General features: G+C 61.0%; 19 protein-coding genes and 1 tRNA gene. 9 read left to right on the forward strand and 11 right to left on the reverse strand.

All coding sequences use genetic code 11. The features are described from left to right. Positions 1-116: 116 nt before the first annotated feature. From DBIPINDM_RS25605 to DBIPINDM_RS25615, 3 genes are read left to right on the forward strand one after another with little or no spacing between them, the layout of a single operon-like run. Positions 117-1,832 (forward strand): SIR2 family protein, encoded by a 1,716-nt coding sequence (locus DBIPINDM_RS25605; RefSeq protein ID WP_258589338.1) that lies wholly within the window; start codon positions 117-119, stop codon positions 1,830-1,832. Beyond that, complete coding sequence (locus tag DBIPINDM_RS25610; protein ID WP_258581813.1) at positions 1,829-2,380, forward strand: hypothetical protein; 552 nt, start codon at positions 1,829-1,831, stop codon at positions 2,378-2,380. Before DBIPINDM_RS25605 ends, DBIPINDM_RS25610 begins: the two co-directional genes overlap by 4 nt. After that, a complete protein-coding gene (locus DBIPINDM_RS25615) occupies positions 2,377-4,791 on the forward strand; it encodes an AAA family ATPase (protein ID WP_258581814.1) in 2,415 nt (804 codons plus the stop codon). The genes DBIPINDM_RS25610 and DBIPINDM_RS25615 overlap by 4 nt, the downstream gene beginning before the upstream one ends. 499 nt (positions 4,792-5,290) lie before the next feature. Here DBIPINDM_RS25615 and DBIPINDM_RS25620 read toward each other — a convergent pair. After that, positions 5,291-5,367 (reverse strand) — tRNA-Met (locus DBIPINDM_RS25620). A 240-nt stretch (positions 5,368-5,607) separates the two neighbouring features. On the opposite strand from DBIPINDM_RS25620, the gene DBIPINDM_RS25625 reads away from it, so the two are divergent. Then, positions 5,608-6,567 (forward strand): Gfo/Idh/MocA family protein, encoded by a 960-nt coding sequence (locus DBIPINDM_RS25625; RefSeq protein WP_258581815.1) that lies wholly within the window; start codon positions 5,608-5,610, stop codon positions 6,565-6,567. A gap of 45 nt (positions 6,568-6,612) precedes the next feature. Here DBIPINDM_RS25625 and mnmA read toward each other — a convergent pair whose 3' ends face one another. Further along, on the reverse strand, positions 6,613-7,803 hold the full coding sequence (gene mnmA / locus DBIPINDM_RS25630) for a tRNA 2-thiouridine(34) synthase MnmA (RefSeq protein WP_258581816.1): 1,191 nt from the start codon (positions 7,801-7,803) through the stop codon (positions 6,613-6,615). A 287-nt stretch (positions 7,804-8,090) separates the two neighbouring features. On the opposite strand from mnmA, the gene DBIPINDM_RS25635 reads away from it, so the two are divergent. Beyond that, complete coding sequence (locus DBIPINDM_RS25635; protein ID WP_006203587.1) at positions 8,091-8,366, forward strand: DUF1153 domain-containing protein; 276 nt, start codon at positions 8,091-8,093, stop codon at positions 8,364-8,366. A 149-nt stretch (positions 8,367-8,515) separates the two neighbouring features. On the opposite strand, the gene DBIPINDM_RS25640 is transcribed toward DBIPINDM_RS25635, so the two are convergent. Beyond that, complete coding sequence (locus DBIPINDM_RS25640; protein WP_258581817.1) at positions 8,516-9,442, reverse strand: NADP-dependent oxidoreductase; 927 nt, start codon at positions 9,440-9,442, stop codon at positions 8,516-8,518. 89 nt (positions 9,443-9,531) lie between these two features. On the opposite strand from DBIPINDM_RS25640, the gene DBIPINDM_RS25645 reads away from it, so the two are divergent. Then, positions 9,532-9,930, forward strand: coding sequence for a winged helix-turn-helix transcriptional regulator (locus DBIPINDM_RS25645; RefSeq protein ID WP_258581818.1), 399 nt, complete (start codon positions 9,532-9,534; stop codon positions 9,928-9,930). A gap of 94 nt (positions 9,931-10,024) precedes the next feature. On the opposite strand, the gene DBIPINDM_RS25650 is transcribed toward DBIPINDM_RS25645, so the two are convergent. Further along, positions 10,025-10,402 carry a hypothetical protein gene (locus DBIPINDM_RS25650; RefSeq protein WP_056578132.1) on the reverse strand — a complete coding sequence of 126 codons (378 nt, stop codon included), beginning with the start codon at positions 10,400-10,402 and terminating at the stop codon, positions 10,025-10,027. A gap of 452 nt (positions 10,403-10,854) precedes the next feature. Between DBIPINDM_RS25650 and ctrA the strand changes: the two genes are divergently transcribed. Beyond that, positions 10,855-11,550, forward strand: coding sequence for a response regulator transcription factor CtrA (gene ctrA / locus DBIPINDM_RS25655; protein WP_006203583.1), 696 nt, complete (start codon positions 10,855-10,857; stop codon positions 11,548-11,550). Between the two features lie 109 nt (positions 11,551-11,659). Here the strand turns inward: ctrA and DBIPINDM_RS25660 are convergent, their stop codons facing one another. Together DBIPINDM_RS25660 and chpT are read right to left on the reverse strand one after the other, a co-directional pair. Continuing rightward, complete coding sequence (locus tag DBIPINDM_RS25660) at positions 11,660-12,028, reverse strand: response regulator (RefSeq protein WP_258581819.1); 369 nt, start codon at positions 12,026-12,028, stop codon at positions 11,660-11,662. 245 nt (positions 12,029-12,273) lie between these two features. After that, on the reverse strand, positions 12,274-12,903 hold the full coding sequence (chpT, locus tag DBIPINDM_RS25665) for a histidine phosphotransferase ChpT (protein ID WP_258581820.1): 630 nt from the start codon (positions 12,901-12,903) through the stop codon (positions 12,274-12,276). Between the two features lie 415 nt (positions 12,904-13,318). Between chpT and DBIPINDM_RS25670 the strand changes: the two genes are divergently transcribed. Then, positions 13,319-13,855, forward strand: a complete 537-nt coding sequence (locus tag DBIPINDM_RS25670) for a DUF1134 domain-containing protein (RefSeq protein ID WP_246135674.1) — start codon at positions 13,319-13,321, stop codon at positions 13,853-13,855. 160 nt (positions 13,856-14,015) lie between these two features. After that, positions 14,016-15,167 (forward strand): hypothetical protein, encoded by a 1,152-nt coding sequence (locus DBIPINDM_RS25675; protein WP_258581821.1) that lies wholly within the window; start codon positions 14,016-14,018, stop codon positions 15,165-15,167. Positions 15,168-15,184: 17 nt separating this feature from the next. Here the strand turns inward: DBIPINDM_RS25675 and DBIPINDM_RS25680 are convergent, their stop codons facing one another. The 5 genes from DBIPINDM_RS25680 to DBIPINDM_RS25700 form a co-directional block, all read right to left on the reverse strand. Next, positions 15,185-15,982 (reverse strand): TrmH family RNA methyltransferase, encoded by a 798-nt coding sequence (locus tag DBIPINDM_RS25680; RefSeq protein WP_258581822.1) that lies wholly within the window; start codon positions 15,980-15,982, stop codon positions 15,185-15,187. 103 nt (positions 15,983-16,085) lie between these two features. After that, positions 16,086-16,430, reverse strand: a complete 345-nt coding sequence (locus DBIPINDM_RS25685) for an ArsR/SmtB family transcription factor (protein ID WP_258589339.1) — start codon at positions 16,428-16,430, stop codon at positions 16,086-16,088. 155 nt (positions 16,431-16,585) lie between these two features. After that, complete coding sequence (locus DBIPINDM_RS25690) at positions 16,586-17,368, reverse strand: HugZ family protein (RefSeq protein ID WP_258581823.1); 783 nt, start codon at positions 17,366-17,368, stop codon at positions 16,586-16,588. A 133-nt stretch (positions 17,369-17,501) separates the two neighbouring features. After that, positions 17,502-18,263 (reverse strand): 3-hydroxyacyl-CoA dehydrogenase, encoded by a 762-nt coding sequence (locus tag DBIPINDM_RS25695; RefSeq protein WP_258581824.1) that lies wholly within the window; start codon positions 18,261-18,263, stop codon positions 17,502-17,504. A 69-nt stretch (positions 18,264-18,332) separates the two neighbouring features. Next, on the reverse strand, positions 18,333-18,857 hold the full coding sequence (locus DBIPINDM_RS25700; RefSeq protein ID WP_258581825.1) for a GNAT family N-acetyltransferase: 525 nt from the start codon (positions 18,855-18,857) through the stop codon (positions 18,333-18,335). Between the last annotated feature and the right edge of the window lie 60 nt (positions 18,858-18,917).

An 18,917-nucleotide genomic window follows, 5' to 3' on the forward strand; every position in this document is an offset into this window, starting at 1 on the left:
CGTTGTAGGCTGTAGTTTAAACAGACAACCCGGGATCGGCTTTGAAGATTTGCGCACGAGACGCTATTCTTGTACGCAGCGTTGCATCGGCACGTGAATCGGAAACCGACGTGGTGATGCAACGGTATAAAGGGGGGCGATTGCCAGCAGCTTGGGAAATTAGCGTCGCCGAGACCATCGCGTTGCTCGAGGCAGACTTTCCAGGAATGGCCGGCGCGGTAGCGCGCGGCAGATACGCGTTGTGGCTTGGCTCAGGTATTTCACTCGATCGTGTTGTTGGCGTTCCTGCCGTCATTGGTCGTGTGATCGAGTATCTGCGGTCACGCATGGACGCCGGAAATCCGACATGTCGATACAAGGTTGCGCTCGATCAGGTCCTCGCAAACCTCTCACCGCCAGAGCGGGAGAGGTTGCACCTTGATTTGCCGATTGACGACTGGCCAGAGGCGGATCGGCGTGCGGTCACGTCGCGCTTGGCCGGTTTCTACGCCGAGGTATTGGAAACGCCGCTGGAAGGGGAACCGGATCCTGACTTTCTGCTCTGGACCGCAGTCGATGTGCCGGGCAGCTTTACCGGTGACGATCCGGACGTCGAACATCTCTGTGTCGTGATGCTGACGCTTGAGGGAGCCTTCCGCGATATTACCTCGGCGAACTGGGATTACCTGATCGAGGCTGCTGAGAACAAGTTGATAGGCGCGGTTGGCACCAAGATCGACGTTTGCATTAGAGCGCCCGATTTCCAGAACGCGAGCGGCCGCGCGAAGCTTCTTAAATATCATGGTTGCGCGGTTCGAGCGGTTGCTAATTCTGCCGTCTACCGGCCGCTGTTGATCGCGCGTACCCCTCAGATCACACAATATGGGGTCAACGCTGCCTACGCGGTTATGCGCGACCATCTGACAGCCCTGGTGCAGCAACGCCGCACGCTCATGATCGGCTTCTCGGCGCAGGACACCGATGTTCAGCATATATTCGTCCATGGCGCCAACGGGAGCGGTTGGGAATGGAATGCGGCGCCGACTGCTTTCCTCTTTGCCGAGGACGCCCTTTCGGGCGGTCAGCGCGGCATCTTGGCTAGTGCCTACGGGGAACAATATGCTCCACATAGGCCCGCCATCGAAGAGTCTGCAAGAATCCGCGCCTTCGCCAAACCATTGCTACTCGCGCTCCTCCTTACGGTTCTCGAACTTAAGGCCGCTGCGCTGGCGGACCTAGGACTGCCAGCAGCATGGAATGCTGCCGAGCGGAACACGGTCAAGATTGGCCTACGTCACATTCGCGATGCCGCGGCAATGGCTGCTGACCCGGAACGACTCAAGTTCACTCACAGTCTGATCGCAACCATGATGCTGGGGCTCGATCTCTTTCATCACGGCAAATCCGACAGCGGCCGCTATATTCCCTTGTCGTCGGATCCCATCCAGCAAATCGCCGATGTGCCAGAAACCACGGGCCTTCGACAGGCAGCCATTGCGTTTGCACTCCTCGGCAAAGGCGCTGCCGACGGTGACTGGTCAATCTCCGCTGGTACGGCTATGACCACACCGATCAACCTACAGCAGGGCTCGCGCGTCACACGCGTATTTGTCGCGGCCAATGACGATGTGGCCGGAAAAATGATACAAGCTGGGCACGTTGATCCCGACGCGGATGACACTGTCCTACTGCTGAGTACTTCACCCAAGGCAAGGAGGGCTCGATCGTCGTCGGGACCCATGGGAAGGACTGGCAAGATCGGACTGCGTGAGGTCTGCTTAACCTCGATGATCGACACGGCAACGGATGCACTCGACCTAATCGGCGCATTCAAGCGGAGCACGAGCCTGTGACCCCACTTGAGCGTGCGATCGCCCTGTTGAAAGATAACGGTTATCGGACGGTCAAGCAGCCTTTTGGGATTGGTAGCGCGACATATAGCTTCGATGCCGTTCTAACCGCCGAGCAGTCGCTCGACCTTGTACTGCTGCAAGATACGACGCTTGGTTCGGGGGAGCGCATGCGACGCGAGGTGCTTGCCTTTGGCCGCTCGCTCGACGTACTCGGGTCTCGCAGAACATTGACCCTGGTCCTTGTCGGACAGCCTCTCGAGGCCGCAACATTACTATCACTGTCGCAGGTATGCCGTATTCTTCCGGTTGGCCCCCTAGAGGTCGGCGATGCGCGGTTACGCGATTGCTTGGCCGTATTACTTCCACTTGAACTGCCCGATGCTACGATCATGCAAGGTGACTGGAGCAGCGAAGTTCGTCGCCGCCTTTCTGCGGAAGAAGCACGCGCGGCGACCAGCTACCTATTGGCTGCGGAACAAGGTGAGGCCGGCATACGCTTGGAACTGCGCAGGCGGGTTGATCGTGCCCTATCGGAAGTCCTGCCATGACCTACCAGCTAACCGAGCTCGTCGTCACCAACTTTCGAAGCATCAAGGGAACGCTAACTATCCCGCTTGATGCTCCGATCGTTCTGGTTCACGGCCCGAATGGCGTCGGTAAGACCAGCATCGCAACCGCGATCGAACTCGCCCTGACGGGCGACGTTGGGGGCCTGAGGCGGTCCGACGAGAATGTTCAGAACCATCTCGTGAATCGTGATGCGTTGGAGGCTTCCATCGTGTTGCGGATGACCGGCGGCCCCAAGTCGGAGACGAACATATCGGTCCGCGACGGGGTGGTCCGCGGGACGCCTATTCTTGACGAAGACAGCCGGATCTTTTTCACCGACCGCTGCTACTTGTCTCAATCAACGCTGGGGCGGCTGCTGGATATCTATCAAGCGCCCACCTCACGCGATCCGTCCAACACGCCATTGACGAGTTTCGTGAAGAAATTGCTGGGACTCGACCAGCTCGAAGCACTGATCGACGGAGTGTATCCGGCCGGCCACAAGGCTCGGATGTCCAAGCTGAGCGCTGATTTCGATCGCGCCGATCAGCTTGAAGGGCGATTGCAGGGCGAACAGCGTGAGCTCGACGCGCTGGAGCGCAGCCAAAACGCTGAGGCTGCCCGGTTGAACGCGGAGCTCGAGCAGTTGCGTAAGGCACTTGACTTGCCCGAAGATCTGTCCGCTGCCGTTGCAATGCTCGCCAAAGGCGAGGATCCCGAACTCGTCGCGCGCCACGAAGCGCGCGTGAGCGGGGTTATGTCGCTTCAGTTCCAATGGTCGTCCTATACGTCGAAGGAAGCGCAAGAGGATCGTGCATCCCTTGAAAATGAAGAGGCTGATGCCGCACGGGCTCTGGAAAATTATAGTGCTGGGCCGGGCCGCCGGCTTGCGACCTCCATTGCCAGTATTAGGCCAATCTTTCCTGATTCGGCCGACCCCGAGCGGACCGATCCGGAAGAGGCACGCATTGGTGCGATCAGATTGGTCGATCGCGAAATCGCGCGGGTTGACGGGCTGTTGTCATCAGCTGCTGCCGCAAGTAGGTCAATCAGCGCCAGGGACCAGTCGATCAATCAGCAGCAGGCCCGGCTGCAGCTGTTGAACGGTCAGATCGCTGATATCGCTGGTGATTCAGCGGGCCTTGGTCAGGCGCTGGCAGCGTTGCTGCCACATGTCACCGATGATGTGTGTCCGGTCTGCGATCGAGACTTTAACGAGGTATCCGATATCAGTTTGCGCACCCACTTGTCACAGGAAGTGGCCCGGTTGATTGGACAGTCCGAGAAGCTCAATTCCCTCGTTGCGGAACGCCAGCAGGTCCAGACGCAGCTTGCAGAGTTCGAGCGAAGCCGCAGCACTGAATCCGCGCGCGTGATCACGCCTGTGGATGCAACCACATACCAGGAACGTTTGGCGACGCTGCGCACTGCCAAGGGCGAGCTCGAAGCCCTTGCAGCGGAGACCCTTGAAGGAACTAGGATCCGCAACCGTCACTCGACTGCCGCAAGCAAGGTCGCTCAATTGCGCTTGCGCGATTCGACAAGTTTGGAAATTCGGAATTCGTTGTCGACGTTGGCGGAAACCATTGCCGAGCCGCCGATCGCCGAGGCCGAAACAACGCAGAATGCCCTCTCTAGACTTATCTCGGCAACCGAGACCGCACTCAAGGCGGCAATCGCACAGCATACTGATCGCAAAGCCGCAGCGAATACACTCGCGCGTCTGCTAGCACTTGCCGCGGAAAAGGCGGAGCGAGATGCCCAAACTGCCGTACGAACTCAGAGATTGGCTCAACTGACTGCCGCACAGCGCGGGGTGAAGCGCGAACGAGATCTCGCGAACAACCTCGGCCGCGCAGCGAGCGAAGCAAGGAGTGCGATCGTCGGTCGGGTCTTCAATGAGCGGCTAAATGCGATTTGGCGTGATCTGTTCGTTCGACTCGCACCCAACGAACCGTTTGTGCCAGCCTTTGTGCTCCCTTCATCGGGCGCGAAGATCGTCAACGCCATCCTAGAAACAGTGCACCGGGATGGTGGCAGCTATGGTCGGCCAGGCGCAATGCTGAGCGCTGGAAATCTCAACACAGCGGCGCTAACGCTATTCCTGGCCCTGCATCTGTCCGTGAAGCCAGAGCTACCTTGGCTGCTCCTTGACGACCCGGTCCAATCGATGGACGAACTCCACGTCGCTCAGTTCGCGGCTTTGCTGCGCACGCTCGCAAAGAGTGAAAAACGGCAGCTCATTATCGCTGTTCACGAGCGTCCACTGTTCGAATATCTATCGCTAGAACTAAGCCCTGCGTTCGTGGGCGACAAATTGATCACTGTAGAGCTTAGCAAGTCGACTGAAGGATCGACGCTGTACCGAACAAATGTTGTAGGTTTCGAACCCGATCGACTGGTCGCATAACAAGACGGTGTTAGATTTTAGGCACATCGAAGCAGCTTTTGTCGCCGAATGCGACAGGCAGAATGGCAACGGTTCTCCGCGCTTCCTTGGTAACGATTTGCCTCGGAACAATTGCGGCAATCGAAGGCCACCACTAGACCGATGCCCACATCTCACCCATCTCGCTCAAAGCTGCCGGGCCGCTTTCGGCCCAAAGCCGCTAAAATCCTGTCGCTGGAAAATCCGCCTTAGACCCTTGCTGAACGACACACCTTTCGTTGGCCGAAAGAAACGCAAAACCACGGTCAGGCACCGGGCCTTGATCTCATTGAAATTGCTGAAATCCATAGCTGGGGATTGAAACAGGCAACTCCCCAGCTTCGGAGAATGTTGGCCAATTCGGAGAGCAATTCGCAACACATTGGCGAGTGTCGATCCCCGGCTTTTGCCTACAAACCGCGCGGAGACTGGCCTTCAATGACGCAGTCTTCTCGACAGAGAATTGTTCGTTTGTGAGGACTGGTAGCGGGAGAGGGACTTGAACCCCCGACCCCAGGATTATGATTCCCGTGCTCTAACCAACTGAGCTACCCCGCCAGGGCGGCGAAAGGCCCGAAATCCGCCTCAAATCGAAAGGCATTTCGGGGCGTTCGCCAAGGTCGCGCGGATATAAGGTTGGGAGGGCGAGCCTGTCAAGCTTCGAAGCATTCCATATCGCCGCATATTCTCTTTGCCGAAAAAGCTTTGCCGCGTGGACATTTGGTTGCAACCGCCGGGGTTGAGTTCGAAGGGGCACGTCGCTATGTCTCGGCCACGAGTTTTTAGAGTTTGAAACAGATGAAGCCGCGCATTGCAGTCCTCGGTTGCGGATACTGGGGCAGCAACCACATCCGCACCCTCAAGGCGCTCGGCGCGCTGCACGCGGTTTCCGACGCCAACCGGGCTCGTGCCGAAGGTTTTGCCAGCGAACAGGATTGCCTGGCGATCGAGCCCGACCAGCTGTTCGTGCGCGATGATATCGATGCCATCGTCATGGCCTTGCCGCCGCAGTTCCATGCCGACCTTGCCGTACGCGCCGCTGAAAACGGCAAGGACGTGCTGGTTGAAAAGCCGATCGCGCTGACCGTGCCGGATGCCGAGCGCGCGGTGCAGGCGGCCAAGGACAATGGCCGCGTCTTCATGGTCGGCCATGTCCTGCGTTTCCATCCCGCTTTCGAGACGCTGAAGGGGCTGATCGACAAGGGCGAGCTCGGCGAGGTCCGCTATATCCACTCGCACCGGCTTGGCCTTGGCAAGTTCCACACCGAGAACGATGCGCTGTGGGATCTGGCGCCGCACGATCTGTCGATGATCCTGGCCATCACCGGCACCGAGCCGATCGAGGTGCGCGGCGAGGGTGCCGCGCTCCTCGACAACCTCAGCGATTTCGCGCATCTGCACATGCGCTTTCCCAACGGCCTGCGCAGCCATCTTTTCACCTCGCGGCTCAATCCCTATCGCGAGCGGCGGCTGACCGTGGTCGGCACCAAGGCGATGGCGGTGTTCGACGATGTCGAGCCGTGGGAGCGCAAGCTTGCCGTCTACCGCCACGCGGTCTGGCAGGACAGCGGCCAATGGGCGTTCACCACCAACGAGCCGTCCTATGTCGCGGTCGCGCAAGGGATGCCGCTGACGCGCGAGCTGGAGCATTTCATCCACTGCATCGAGACGCGCGCCGAACCGCGCACCAGCGGCGAGGAAGCGATCAGGGTGCTGCGCATCCTGACCGCGGGAACGGTCACCCACACCAAATCCTGAAGGAAGGCCGCGCCGCACTCCTGGCGCGACAGGGCAGGCGGGCGCCTATTCTGCGGGAACCTGTGCCGGCCTTGCCGCGAGCTTCGTCAGCATGGCCTCGGCTTCTGCGCCGCGCTCGGAGCGCTCGATGAAGCCGCCGCCGAAGATTCGGGCCTCGTTGCCGTCGTCTGAATAGAGCACGCAGGCCTGTCCGGGCGCGATACCGGACTCGCCATCGGCCAGTTCGACCGAAGTCACGCCTGCCGCGTGGCGCAGCACTGCCGGACGCGGCGGCCGGGTCGAGCGGACCTTGGCGAACAGTTCGAGGCCGCCTTCGGGAATATCGGCGAGCGGCCCGTCGCCAAGCCAGTTCATGTTGCGCAGATAGATCTTGTGCGTCTCCAGCGCCTCGCGCGGGCCGACCACGACACGGGCCCGTTCGGCGTCGAGATGGACGACGTAGAGCGGCTCACCGGAGGCGATGCCGATGCCGCGGCGCTGGCCGATCGTGTAGCGCAATATGCCCTCATGGCGGCCGAGCACGCGGCCATCGATGTGGACGATGTCGCCCGGATTGGCGGCGGTCGGCTTCAGCTTGGCGATGATGTCGGAATATTTGCCCTGCGGCACGAAGCAGATATCCTGGCTGTCCTGCTTGGCGGCCACCGTCAGCCCCATCTCCTCGGCAATGGCGCGAACCTGCGGCTTCGACAGGCCGCCCAAGGGAAAGCGCAGATAGTCGATCTGCGCCTGCGTGGTGGCGAACAGGAAATAGCTCTGGTCGCGGTCGGCATCGACCGGCCGGTAGAGCGCGCGGTGGGCGCCGTTGGCGCCGGAACGGATATAGTGGCCGGTGGCGAGCGCGTCGGCGCCGAGCTCCTTGGCGGTGGCCAAAAGGTCGGCGAACTTAACCGTCTGGTTGCAGGAGACGCAAGGGATAGGGGTCTCGCCGGCGACATAGCTCTCGGCGAAGGGATCGATGACCGCCTTGCGGAAGCGCTCCTCGTAGTCGAGCACATAGTGGGGAATGCCCAGCGTCTCGGAGACGCGGCGGGCATCGTCGATGTCCTGTCCGGCACAGCATGAACCGGCCCGGTGTGTTGCCGCGCCGTGATCGTAAAGCTGCAAGGTGACGCCGACGACATCATAGCCTTCGCGCTTCAACAGGCCGGCGACCACGGACGAATCCACGCCGCCCGACATGGCGACGACAATGCGGGTGTTTTCGGGACGTCCGGGAAGGTCGAGAGTGTTCATGATGCTTTCATTCTGCGCGGCATCTGAATGCCAATGTCGAGAATATAGGTCAAGCTTTCCGGCGACGCCAGCTTGCAAGGCGATTCCCGGATTGCCGGCAGTCCGCGATCGGTCGGATTTTTCCCAGCCGATTCAAGGCTTCCAGCCGGATGTTTCAAATGCCTGCGAAAAGACTAACGCGCCGTTCACGATCCTTACCTAGTCATTAGGGTCTGCTTAGGCAATTTTTAAAGCTGTGGCGGTAACGTGGCGGGGATTGGGTCTTTGAGTTTTTTGTAGAGAGTACGATGACCGATCTGGTTAGACCTAGAGTCAAGTATGTTATTGGGCCTGACGGCAGCCCTCTTACGATTGCCGATCTGCCGCCGACGAACACGCGTCGCTGGGTTATCCGGCGCAAGGCGGAAGTCGTCGCGGCGGTGCGTGGCGGGCTTTTGAGCCTCGAAGAGGCATGCCAGCGCTACAAGCTGACCACCGAGGAATTCTTGTCCTGGCAGGCGTCGATCGACGAATATGGCCTTGCCGGGCTGCGCACCACGCGCATCCAGCAATACCGGCACTAGCCCTTTGCTTTGACGCAATTCCGGACGGAAAACCGTTTCACACTTTTCCTGGAATTGCTTCAGAGCCGGGCCAACACATAAAAGGGCGCGGCACTCCGCGCCCTTTTTGTATTTCCGGCAGGCTCTTGGTCCTGGGGCAGTTTTGGCGGTCAGACCGTCAGCGCCACTTTGCCGATCGGCTTGGTGGCGAGAAAGGCGTGGGCGGCACCGGCTTGTTCGAGCGGGAAGCTCTTCGCTACATGGACGGTGAGCTTGTTCGCGTCGATCAACCGGCCAAGTTCCAAAAGGCCTTCCCGGTCAGGCACGACGGACATGCGTTCGACCCGGATGTCGCGCGCGCTGGCCAGCGCCCTGGTGGTGTCGTTCAGGTTCAGCAAAGACACCAGCACGCCGCCATTCCTGATGACTTTCAGCGAGCGTTCGGCGTGCTCCCCGCCCATTGGCTCCAGCACCAGATCGATGTCGCTGATCTTGGTGGTAAAATCGCCCTTGGTGTAGTCGATGACCTCGTCGGCGCCGAGCTTGCGGACGAAATCGAGCTTGTTTGGGCTGGCGGTGGCGATGACATAGGCGCCGCGCGCCTTGGCGATCTGCACGGCCAGATGGCCGACGCCGCCGGCCCCCGCATGGACCAGCACGCGCTGGCCCGATTTCAGTCCACCATGGCGGACAAGGCCCTGCCAGGCGGTCAGGCCTGCCAGCGGCAATGCGCCTGCCTGGATGTGGTCCGCCGCCTTCGGCTTCAGCGCGATCTCGTCGACTGGCACTGCGGCCAACTCGGCGTAAGCCGCCGCCTGCTTGGGGAAACGCGGCATGCCGAACACCTCGTCGCCGACCTTGAGGCTGGTGACGCCGGCGCCCAGCGCCTCGACGGTTCCCGAAATATCCCAGCCGAGGACAAAGGGCGGCTCGCCGAGCAGCTTATAATAACCGGCGCGGACGGAGCCATCGACCGGATTGATGCCGGCTGCCTTGACGCGGACCAACACTTCGCCGGGCTTTGCCGTAGGGTCGGGCTGGTTGGCAACGACAAGGACGTCGGGTCCGCCGACGGAATTCTGGATAACGGCACGCATGGGATGTCTCCTGCTTGGTTGGTGCCGCTATCATTTGGATAGTAATATTCTCTTGTCCAGTATGTACCTTCTTGATATATAGGTACCTTATGGATAGTGACTTCGACTCCCCCTTCGGTTACGACGCCTTCCGGCGGACATGTGCTTCGCACACCGTGCTGGAGATGCTGGCCAGCAAATGGGTCTACCTGGTGGTCTGTGCGCTGCGCAAAGGCCGGCTGCGCAATGGCGAGCTTGCCCGCAAGCTCGAGGGCATCACGCCCAAGATGCTGACGCAGACATTGCGTGTGCTGGAGCGTGACGGCCTGGTGCGGCGTGAGATTTTCCCGGTCATTCCGCCGCGCGTCGAATATGAATTGACCGAGCTCGGCCAGAACCTGGCGGGACTGCTCACCCAGATCAGGGCATGGGCGGAGCAGCACGCGCCTGACATCAAGGATGCCCGTGCAAGGGCGATTGCCGCAAATGAGGGGGATTGGGCGGCTTAGATCGGTGATCTCCGCGGCAATTCAGGCGGTTCGATGCTATCGCCCGATGAGTTGCGCGCTCGCGGACACGTCGATGATCCGGATCTCGGCCGGTTCAGCCGATCATGGCGCTGCGGCCACCGGTTTCGGCTTCGCGAATCTTGGTGTCGCGCGATTCCAGCATTTCGGCCTTCGAAAGCTCCGCTTCAGCTTCGCCGAGTAATGATTCGGCAGCGCTTCGCTGTTGGGCGAGGTCGCTTTGCGAGTTTCTGAGATTGTCGCGGCGCAAGCGTGCCGCCTTGGCGAAGGTCGGATAGGCGAAATGATTGATGTCGGTGATGCCGGCTTTCTTTTCCTCGGCGGTGATCTGAAGCTCCAGTTCGACGGCCATGCGTTCGAACTCGGCGATCATCATGTCGAGCTGCAGCAGCTGCCGCCGCTTCTCATTCACCTGAAACTGTTTCAGCCGAACGAGGTTTTCACGTGACTTCATGATTCGGTACTCCCGGAAACGCACACCCGCACATATCGTCCAAACCACCTGGAAAAGGCCCAGGCATTGCCCGTATCCACCGGCTTTCCCCGAACTATGGGAAACAAAACCCTAAAGTTTTTTGCCGGCGGTAACCATTCGTTTACGGGCATTGTTAATCATACGGGTCAGGACTTAAGGCCGGGTAAAAATTCCGGCCGCCGATTCGGAAGCGTGTCGATGAGTCCCTGGAGTCACTTAGTCCAGGTTATTAATGTGTTGCATTAGGAATTTGGGTCTGGGATTCGTTATTAGATTCAAGAGGGTGTAGAAAGGGGTTAAAAAATCTGATACCGTCGTGGACGGGAAATTAGGTTTTGTTAACCATTCGATGGCAGCCTCTGCACAAGGCAACCACTGCTCCGGGGCAGGACGGGTCGTGAAATGGTCCGGCAGCAGAAAAGGGGAATGAAATGCGTGTTCTGCTGATAGAAGATGACAGTGCAACCGCACAAAGCATCGAACTGATGCTGAAATCGGAAAGTTTCAATGTCTATACGACGGACCTCGGCGAAGAGGGTGTCGATCTGGGCAAACTCTACGACTACGACATCATCCTTCTCGATCTCAACCTGCCCGACATGTCCGGCTACGAGGTCTTGAGAACGCTTCGCCTCTCCAAGGTAAAGACGCCCATCCTCATCCTCTCCGGCATGGCCGGCATTGAGGACAAGGTACGCGGCCTGGGCTTCGGCGCCGATGACTACATGACCAAGCCGTTCCACAAGGACGAGCTGGTGGCGCGCATCCATGCCATCGTGCGGCGCTCCAAGGGCCACGCCCAGTCGGTCATCACCACCGGTGACCTGGTGGTCAACCTCGACGCCAAGACCGTTGAAGTCGGCGGCCAGCGCGTGCATCTCACCGGCAAGGAATACCAGATGCTGGAGCTGCTCTCGCTGCGCAAGGGCACCACGCTCACCAAGGAAATGTTCCTCAACCACCTCTATGGCGGTATGGACGAGCCGGAACTGAAGATCATCGACGTCTTCATCTGCAAGCTGCGCAAGAAGCTCGACGCCGCGTCCGGTGGCCAGAACTACATTGAGACGGTCTGGGGCCGCGGCTATGTGCTGCGCGAACCCGAGGACATCCGCGTCAGCGCCTGAGCGTGGCAAGCGTCGCCTGAATTATTGCCATCTTCGACAAAGAAACCCGGCTTCGGCCGGGTTTTTGCGTCATAGCTCAACAATGAGCGGTAAGCCGCGAACTGCCGTCTCAGGCGGCGATTTTCAGGGTGCGAAAGCGCTCGAGCAACTGCGGGCGATTGAAGGGCTTCAAGAGATAGCCCTGGGCGCCGGCGCGCTTGGCCCGCATGATCGAGGCGATATCGAGCTCGACCAGCGAGATCAGGATCTGCGGCTTGACCGGGCTTTCCATGGCGCGCACGCGGCGGATGAGATCAACCGCCTGCACATCCGGCAGGGCACCGTCGACGACGATGATGTCGGGCATGTCGGCGGCGCACATCTCCAGTGCGTCAAGCCCGCTGGCTGCTTCGATGACCACCATGTCGGAACCGCCCAGGATGCGTTTTGCAACCTTCCTGATGACGCTTGAGTCGTCGACGAACATGCAGCGTTTCATTTCCGGGTCCTCTTTGCCCTGGGGCAATCCGGTCGTGCGGGGTATCTGCCGAGCACCCTAGACCGATCTGGTAAAGAACCCGAAAAGCCATTAGGTAAAATTTTTGCAAAGATGCGGTCTGAAGGACTTTCGTTGCAGATGCTTCGACGCGGCCGATTGGGAGAAGCTCAACGCTACTCATCGAGCCATCACGGCAATATTACGCCGTTGAAATACTTTGCCCTCCCGGCAAATCCACCGGATGCTCAGGCTGCCGAAAGCACGATTTCTTCCGCCGTCGCATGGATCGATATCGTCATGCCGGCTTCGCGGGCCAGAAGCAGCGTGTAGTAGGGCTGCACCGAATGCGCATCGATCGGCTCTTCCGGCTTGTGGCCGGAATGCAGTTCGAGGAATTTTGGCGGCACGCGCAGCATCGGGCCGCTTGCCGAAAGGGAGATGCGCGGCTCGGTTTCGAGATTCTCGAGCGTGACGACCAGCTTGCCGCCACGCGGAATGGCGGCGTTGGCGACCAGGATCAGGTTGAGCAGCAGCTTGACCTTGTTCTTGGGCAGCAGCGCGCGGGCCCCGTTCCAGATCAGTTCCGGCTTTTCATTCTTGAGGAAGGCGATTGCCACCGCTTCAGCGTCGCCGGTGTCGATCAGCATGCCGGCAGAACCGGCCGCGCCGAAGGCGATGCGGGCGAACTGCAACCGGGCCGAGGCGTTCTTGGCGCTCTGGCGGATGAGCCGCATGGCGTCTTCGTCGGCGCCGCCTTCGTCGAGCAGTTCAAGCCCGTTGTTGATCGCGCCGACCGGCGAGATGATGTCGTGGCAGACGCGGCTGCACAGAAGCGCCGCCAGGTCAGGCGCGGAGAGGGTGAACAGATCGGCCATCGGTGAAAATCCCTGCAAAATTCCACAATTCGTGGCCGAGCGATTGATCGTCGCGCCTGCCCACACGAATCACGCTCCAACCCGAGGCTTTCTGAATACACAGCACTCGTACGTACAGCAACAAACCCAAAATTGTCGTCGGGGCAAATGGCGTGTTCGCGCAGGCTCCCGGCGCCGCGCGACCCCAAAGCCAGCCTTTGAACCGCCATCTTCCTGTGGGAGTTAATGGTTGAAAAAGGATTACGGCATAGTTTGCCCCTAACAGTCATCCTTAACGGCCGCCTAAAGAGCCGGACCGGATGCGAGGCGTCGGCGAAAGTGCTCCATGACGGAGATTGGAAGCATGTTTTCCCGATTCTACGACCGGAGTTTCCTCCGTGTCATCTCAGGCCGGAACTTTCTCCGCGTCTGCTCAATGGCGATCGCGCTCATGGGCGTTCTCGTCTTCTCGACCTCAGCCCTGCGGGCCCAGGAATACACCGCTCAGGAGATTATCGATTCCGGTCACAAGTTCTTCGGCGCGACATCGGGTGGGCTCGCCACCGTCGTCGAGAAGATCTTCGCCTCCTACGGCCTGCCCAATGGCTATCTGCTCGGTGAGGAGGGGTCGGGCGCGCTGATCGGCGGCCTGACCTATGGCGAAGGCACGCTCTACACCAAGAATGCCGGCGACCACAAAGTGTTCTGGCAAGGCCCGTCGCTGGGCTGGGATTTCGGCGGCGAGGGGTCCCGGGTGATGATGCTGGTCTACAATCTCGACGATGTCAGCAACCTCTATAACCGCTACGGCGGCGTGGCCGGTTCGGCCTATGTGGTGGCGGGCGTCGGCTTCAATGTGCTGAAGAACAACAATGTGCTTCTGGTGCCGATCCGCACCGGTGTCGGCGCCCGGCTCGGCGTCAATCTCGGCTATTTGAAGCTGACCGAACGGGCGACGTGGAATCCGTTCTAAAGTCCAACCCGTCATGACCGCAATGCCGAGTTTTCGATGGGATTTGTAGGCCTGTGACCCCCAATGCGCCGCGGCAAGCTCTTGCCGCAGCGCCGGATTTCCGCCATGCCAGTATGATGCGGTCCAGTTCCGGCGGTTGCCGCCGATAGCGGGTAGTCCTTTGGTTCAGTCGGTCCTGTTCTTTGCCCTCGGCTTTCTCTGTGCCGGCTTTCTGGCGCTGATCGTGGCTCCGGCCGTCTGGCGGCGTGCCGTCGCGTTGACCCGCAGGCGCATCGAAGCCTCAATCCCGCTGACGCAGGCCGAGATCCAGGCCGACAAGGATCGCATCCGGGCCGAGTACGCCATGGCGACGCGCCGCCTCGAAATGAACGTCAAGGCGCTGCGTGAGAAAGCGGCCGAACAACTCGTCGAGATCAACCGTGGCCGCGAGGCGTTGAAGGGGCTGGCGGTCGAACGTACGGACAAGAACCACGCGCTCGCCGAACTCGGCGCCAAGAGCGAGGCGCTGCGGCAGCGCGAAGAGGAACTGCATCAGCTTTCGGAGCGGCTCAAGGAAACCGAGCGCAAGCTGGAGAAGCGGGCGCTCGAGCTCGAAAAGCTGGAGCACATGTACGACGATGCCAGTTTTTCCTCCAGCAGCCGACAGATCGAGCTCGTGGCGCGCGAATCCGAATTGCAGAAGCTCGCCAGCGACATCTCGCTGCTGCGCGGCCAGCGCAAGGAAGCAGATCGGCGCCATCAGGAGATCGCGGCCGAAAGCAAGGCCGCGCGCGATGCCCTGAAGGCGGAGAAGAAAAGGGCGGCCGAACTCGACAAGAAAGTCGAACGGCTGCTGGCAACGCTCGCCGATCGCGAGGACAAGCTCGACCGCCGCGAAAAAGAGCTGGCGCGGCTGCGCGAAAAGGCGAAGGCCGAGGATGGCGGACCGGCCCTACGGCTGGTCGGCAAGCCGGATGAAGCGGGCAGACATGACCAGGCCCCGAGGCGCGATGATCTGGATCAGGCGATCGCCAAGCTGGACAGCGATCGCGAGCGGCTGGAGGCCAGGCTGACGGCGCTGGCGCGCGAGAACAAGCGGCTCAAGGCGGATCTCGGCGCCATGGCATCGTCGGGTTCGGCCAATAGCAGTGCCGCGCTGCGCGAGCAGATGAACGAGCTGGCGGCTGAAGTCGTCCACCTGACGGCCAAGCTCGAGGGACCTGATTCACCGATCGCCAAGGCGCTGGCGGCACCGGCGGACAGCCGATCCGACGGCGGCGACCGCAGCCTCGCCGACCGCGTGCGCGCCTTGCAGAAGGCGGCCGCGAACTGAAGCGGTGGTGCTGCCATTTAACGGTGCGAGAAGTGGTGCAGCGCGATAGCTGACGCTGCCGCGACGTTCAGGCTGTCGAAGCCTTTCGACATGGTGATCCGCACGGTTTGCAGGCGCGCAAGCAGGCTCTCGGGCAGGCCTTCGCCCTCGGTGCCGAGATAGAGCGCCAGGCGTCCTGCCGGCTTTGCATCGCGTATGTCGGTTCGTCCGCGCGGTGACAGGGCGAATTGTTCAAAGCCCCGTTCGGCGAGCATCGCCGTAAAGCCAGGAGTGTCGGTGAAGGAGGCGAATGGGATCTTGAGCACGGCGCCGACGGAGACGCGGATCGCCTTGCGGTACAGCGGATCGCAGCATGTCGCGTCCATCAGCACCGCATCGGCGCCGAAGGCGGCGGCATTGCGAAAGATCGAACCCATATTGTCGTGGTTGGCGATGCCGACAAGCACCACCACCAGGGCTTGGTCGGGCAAGGCATCCAGCAATGGTCCGGCCGCTTGCGGCATCTCCTTGCGGCCGATGGCCAGGATGCCGCGATGCATGTGGAAGCCGGCGATCGCGTCCATCACCGTTGTGGTGACGACGTAGACCGGCAGGTCGGCGGGCGCCTTGTGCAAGATATCCTTCAGGCCACTGAGCCGGTTTTCCAGGACAAGAACGGATTCGGCACCGAAGCGGCTCGACGAAAGAAGCAGATCGAGCACCACCTTGCCTTCGGCGACGAAACGGCCTTGCCGGCCGGCAAGATCGCGTTCACGGATATCGAGATAGGCGGCGACACGAGAATCCCGTGGGTCGTCGATGCGAATTGGGTCCATGTCCTCCGCTCAAAGATCGAGAGCGCGGTTCGTGCGTCGAAAGAGACACACAAGCCACGCTCCGGAAATCGTCAGCGAGCTAAAAGGCCGTAGGAGCGTCCGGTCAAGTCCCGGCGCGGCGCAATCTGTGCGCCATCTGGGAAAGGTCCTCCTTGCCGGTGCCGAAAATACCATCCAGCACGACAAGCAACTCGCGCACCGCTTCGGATTTGCAGGAGTAGTAGATCATCTGACGGTCGCGGCGGGTTTCCACGAGATCAAGCGCCCGCAACTTGGCCAGATGCTGCGAGAGGGCGGATTGGCTGAGCATCACCTTTTCGGCGATAGCGCCGACCGACATTTCACCGTCGATCAGATAGCTCATGATCAACAGCCGTTTTTCGTTGCCCATCAGCATCAGAAATTCGGCAGCCGATTCGGCGTTGGCGACTAGCTTTGTCGAGACCATGAATGCCCCATGCTGTTTGCTCATCGAGGCGCCATGGGGGCAATGGTGCCTGAATCCATAAATTCACTTGCGAAAGGTCACTGACGAGTCAGCGCCATCTCTGAAGGGTAGAACATTTCTTTCAAATCTCAAGTGTTGCTTTTGATCAAATGCAATTAAGTTTGATCGCTTGCCTGCCCGGCCGCCCGGCCGCTCCTGGCCATCTCGACCAGAACGGGTCTCAATTCCCGCGCCGATACCAGGGGTTGTGGGAAGAATACCCGGCAAACATTGTCTCCCGACACCAGATCCATGCCATCGGCGTCCAAACCCGTGATGCTCCAGCCGTCGCCAGATGCCCCGGCAAAATGATGCGCATAAACGGCGATCGCGTCGAGATGGTCCGCGTTCATGTGGTCCACGGCGGATTGTTCGCTCGCCGCAAGCTCTTCGACAATGGGTCCGCCGGTGACGAGATCGGAGCGATCGAGCAGATATGCCTTGCCGAAGCCGCCATTGAGGCTGGCGCGTTGCGGCTCGAGGCGAAAGATCGAGAAGTCGCCGAGCCCGGCATAGAGGCTCGCCTTGGGATTGCGGTTGAGATAGCGGCGCTCGGCACGAGCATGCGCGTCAGAGCCGCGCTCGAGCCGCGATGCCTGGCAGATCAGCGTCAGGCGCGGATGCGCCAGCGGGTCGCCCTTGCCGGGTTCGCCGAGCAGCAGGGAACAGCGTGGATCGGCAAGCATGGCAGGCGTGTGCGCCGACAGCATCGAGACCAGGATCAGCGGCGCGCCGTCGATGTCGGTGGCGACGCCGACCCGGCTTGCCAGCGGTGACCCGGTCTGCGGTTCCAGCACCGCCAGCGCGCCGAAGCGGGCACTGCGCAGAAGCGTCTTCGCCAACCGGATCGCCTCGGCGTCGGTCTCGCGGATCACGTCCTTATTTTGATTTTGCTTCATCAAAACGCTCGCCACAATTTCTATTCGCTTATCGGTGTTGCAGGTCGGATCTGGCAAGGTCGCCTGGTCAGCTTGCTCCTTCACCTTGGCCCTGCAGGCGGATCGGTCCTTTCCGACAGCAGGTCGGCCAGCGCTATTTCGGCGCCATGCGGATGGCGCCGTCGAGGCGGATGGTCTCGCCGTTCAGCATCTGGTTTTCGATGATGTGCAGGACGAGCGCCGCATATTCGGATGGTTCGCCGAGCCGCGACGGGAAGGGTACGGCGGCGCCCAGCGAATCCTGCACGTCCTGCGGCATGCCGGCCATCATCGGTGTCTTGAAGATGCCGGGTGCGATGGTGCAGACGCGGATGCCGGAACGGGCAAGGTCGCGCGCCACCGGCAGTGTCATGCCGACGACACCGCCCTTGGAGGCGGAGTAGGCGGCCTGGCCGATCTGGCCGTCATAGGCGGCGACCGAAGCGGTGTTGACGATGACGCCGCGCTCGCCGCCCTGCAGCGGCTCGAGCTTCGCTGCGCGATCGGCGACGAGGCGGATCATGTTGAAGGTGCCGATCAGATTGACCTCGATCACCTTGCGGTATTGATCGAGCGGATGGGGGCCATCCTTGCCGATCGTCTTCACGCCAATGGCGATGCCGGCGCAGTTGACCAGGATGCGCGGCTCGCCCAGCTTGCTCGCCGTCTCGGCGACGGCTGCGGCACCACTGTCGGCGCTGCTGACGTCGCATTGCACAGCAATGCCGCCGATGTCGGCCGCGACCTTGGCGGCGCGATCGATGCCGACATCGAAGATGGCGACGCGGGCACCCTTGGCGGCAAGCGCGCGCGCCGTCGCCTCGCCAAGACCGGAGCCGCCGCCGGTCACGATCGCGATCTGGCCGTTCGGATTCATGGCGTCATCCTTTCCTATGAGAACAGGACCGGATCAGGCCCGGATCGAAGGGCAAGGTCAAGCCACTGTCTAGACGTGCTCGGCGACCCTGGCCTGGCTGGCATGACCGACCTCGCCCGCGAGCCTGGCAACCGCGCCCGGCGTGATCTCATGCGACAAAAGGCGGTCGAGATCGACTGGACGCGGCATCGAGATCTGGCCGCGCGGGATGCGCTTGAAGCCGAGCGGCCCGTAATAAGGCTCGTCGCCGACCAGTATGACGGCCGGCGCGCCGGCCTTGACGGCCGCCTCGAGTGCGATCGCCACCAGCCGGCGGCCGATGCCGAGGTTCTTGAAGGCCGGCCGCACCGCGAGCGGCCCGAGCATCAGCGCGCGGCCGGCACCGGCGGCAATGCGGGTCATGCGCACCGAGGCGACGACGATATTGCCGTCGACCGCGACAAAGGACAGCGCGCGCTCGTGGCCGCCGGCTTCGCGGATCTTGTAGGCGGCCAGCACGAAACGGCCGGGCCCGAAGGCCTCGTCATTGATGGCTTCGATTTCAGGGTCGTGCGCCGGAGTTTCCGGCAGGTATTTCACGTCGGCAAGGCTCATGGTCTTTGCGTTCCGGTAAGGAGGAAAGGTTTGCTGCAAACGGCAGCATTCGCCAGTCAG

This window comes from Mesorhizobium sp. AR02 (assembly GCF_024746835.1).
In the GTDB taxonomy this organism is placed as follows: domain Bacteria; phylum Pseudomonadota; class Alphaproteobacteria; order Rhizobiales; family Rhizobiaceae; genus Mesorhizobium.

What these genes read in the sequence shown, in the direction of transcription:
- DBIPINDM_RS25605 (WP_258589338.1), top strand. Translation starts at nt 117, where the DNA reads ATGCAACGGTATAAAGGGGGGCGATTGCCAGCAGCTTGGGAAATTAGC.
- DBIPINDM_RS25615 (WP_258581814.1), top strand. Translation starts at nt 2,377, where the DNA reads ATGACCTACCAGCTAACCGAGCTCGTCGTCACCAACTTTCGAAGCATC.
- DBIPINDM_RS25625 (WP_258581815.1), top strand. Translation starts at nt 5,608, where the DNA reads ATGAAGCCGCGCATTGCAGTCCTCGGTTGCGGATACTGGGGCAGCAAC.
- mnmA (WP_258581816.1), bottom strand. Translation starts at nt 7,803, where the DNA reads ATGAACACTCTCGACCTTCCCGGACGTCCCGAAAACACCCGCATTGTC.
- DBIPINDM_RS25635 (WP_006203587.1), top strand. Translation starts at nt 8,091, where the DNA reads ATGACCGATCTGGTTAGACCTAGAGTCAAGTATGTTATTGGGCCTGAC.
- DBIPINDM_RS25640 (WP_258581817.1), bottom strand. Translation starts at nt 9,442, where the DNA reads ATGCGTGCCGTTATCCAGAATTCCGTCGGCGGACCCGACGTCCTTGTC.
- DBIPINDM_RS25645 (WP_258581818.1), top strand. Translation starts at nt 9,532, where the DNA reads ATGGATAGTGACTTCGACTCCCCCTTCGGTTACGACGCCTTCCGGCGG.
- DBIPINDM_RS25650 (WP_056578132.1), bottom strand. Translation starts at nt 10,402, where the DNA reads ATGAAGTCACGTGAAAACCTCGTTCGGCTGAAACAGTTTCAGGTGAAT.
- ctrA (WP_006203583.1), top strand. Translation starts at nt 10,855, where the DNA reads ATGCGTGTTCTGCTGATAGAAGATGACAGTGCAACCGCACAAAGCATC.
- DBIPINDM_RS25660 (WP_258581819.1), bottom strand. Translation starts at nt 12,028, where the DNA reads ATGAAACGCTGCATGTTCGTCGACGACTCAAGCGTCATCAGGAAGGTT.
- chpT (WP_258581820.1), bottom strand. Translation starts at nt 12,903, where the DNA reads ATGGCCGATCTGTTCACCCTCTCCGCGCCTGACCTGGCGGCGCTTCTG.
- DBIPINDM_RS25670 (WP_246135674.1), top strand. Translation starts at nt 13,319, where the DNA reads ATGGCGATCGCGCTCATGGGCGTTCTCGTCTTCTCGACCTCAGCCCTG.
- DBIPINDM_RS25680 (WP_258581822.1), bottom strand. Translation starts at nt 15,982, where the DNA reads ATGGACCCAATTCGCATCGACGACCCACGGGATTCTCGTGTCGCCGCC.
- DBIPINDM_RS25685 (WP_258589339.1), bottom strand. Translation starts at nt 16,430, where the DNA reads ATGGTCTCGACAAAGCTAGTCGCCAACGCCGAATCGGCTGCCGAATTT.
- DBIPINDM_RS25690 (WP_258581823.1), bottom strand. Translation starts at nt 17,368, where the DNA reads ATGAAGCAAAATCAAAATAAGGACGTGATCCGCGAGACCGACGCCGAG.
- DBIPINDM_RS25695 (WP_258581824.1), bottom strand. Translation starts at nt 18,263, where the DNA reads ATGAATCCGAACGGCCAGATCGCGATCGTGACCGGCGGCGGCTCCGGT.
- DBIPINDM_RS25700 (WP_258581825.1), bottom strand. Translation starts at nt 18,857, where the DNA reads ATGAGCCTTGCCGACGTGAAATACCTGCCGGAAACTCCGGCGCACGAC.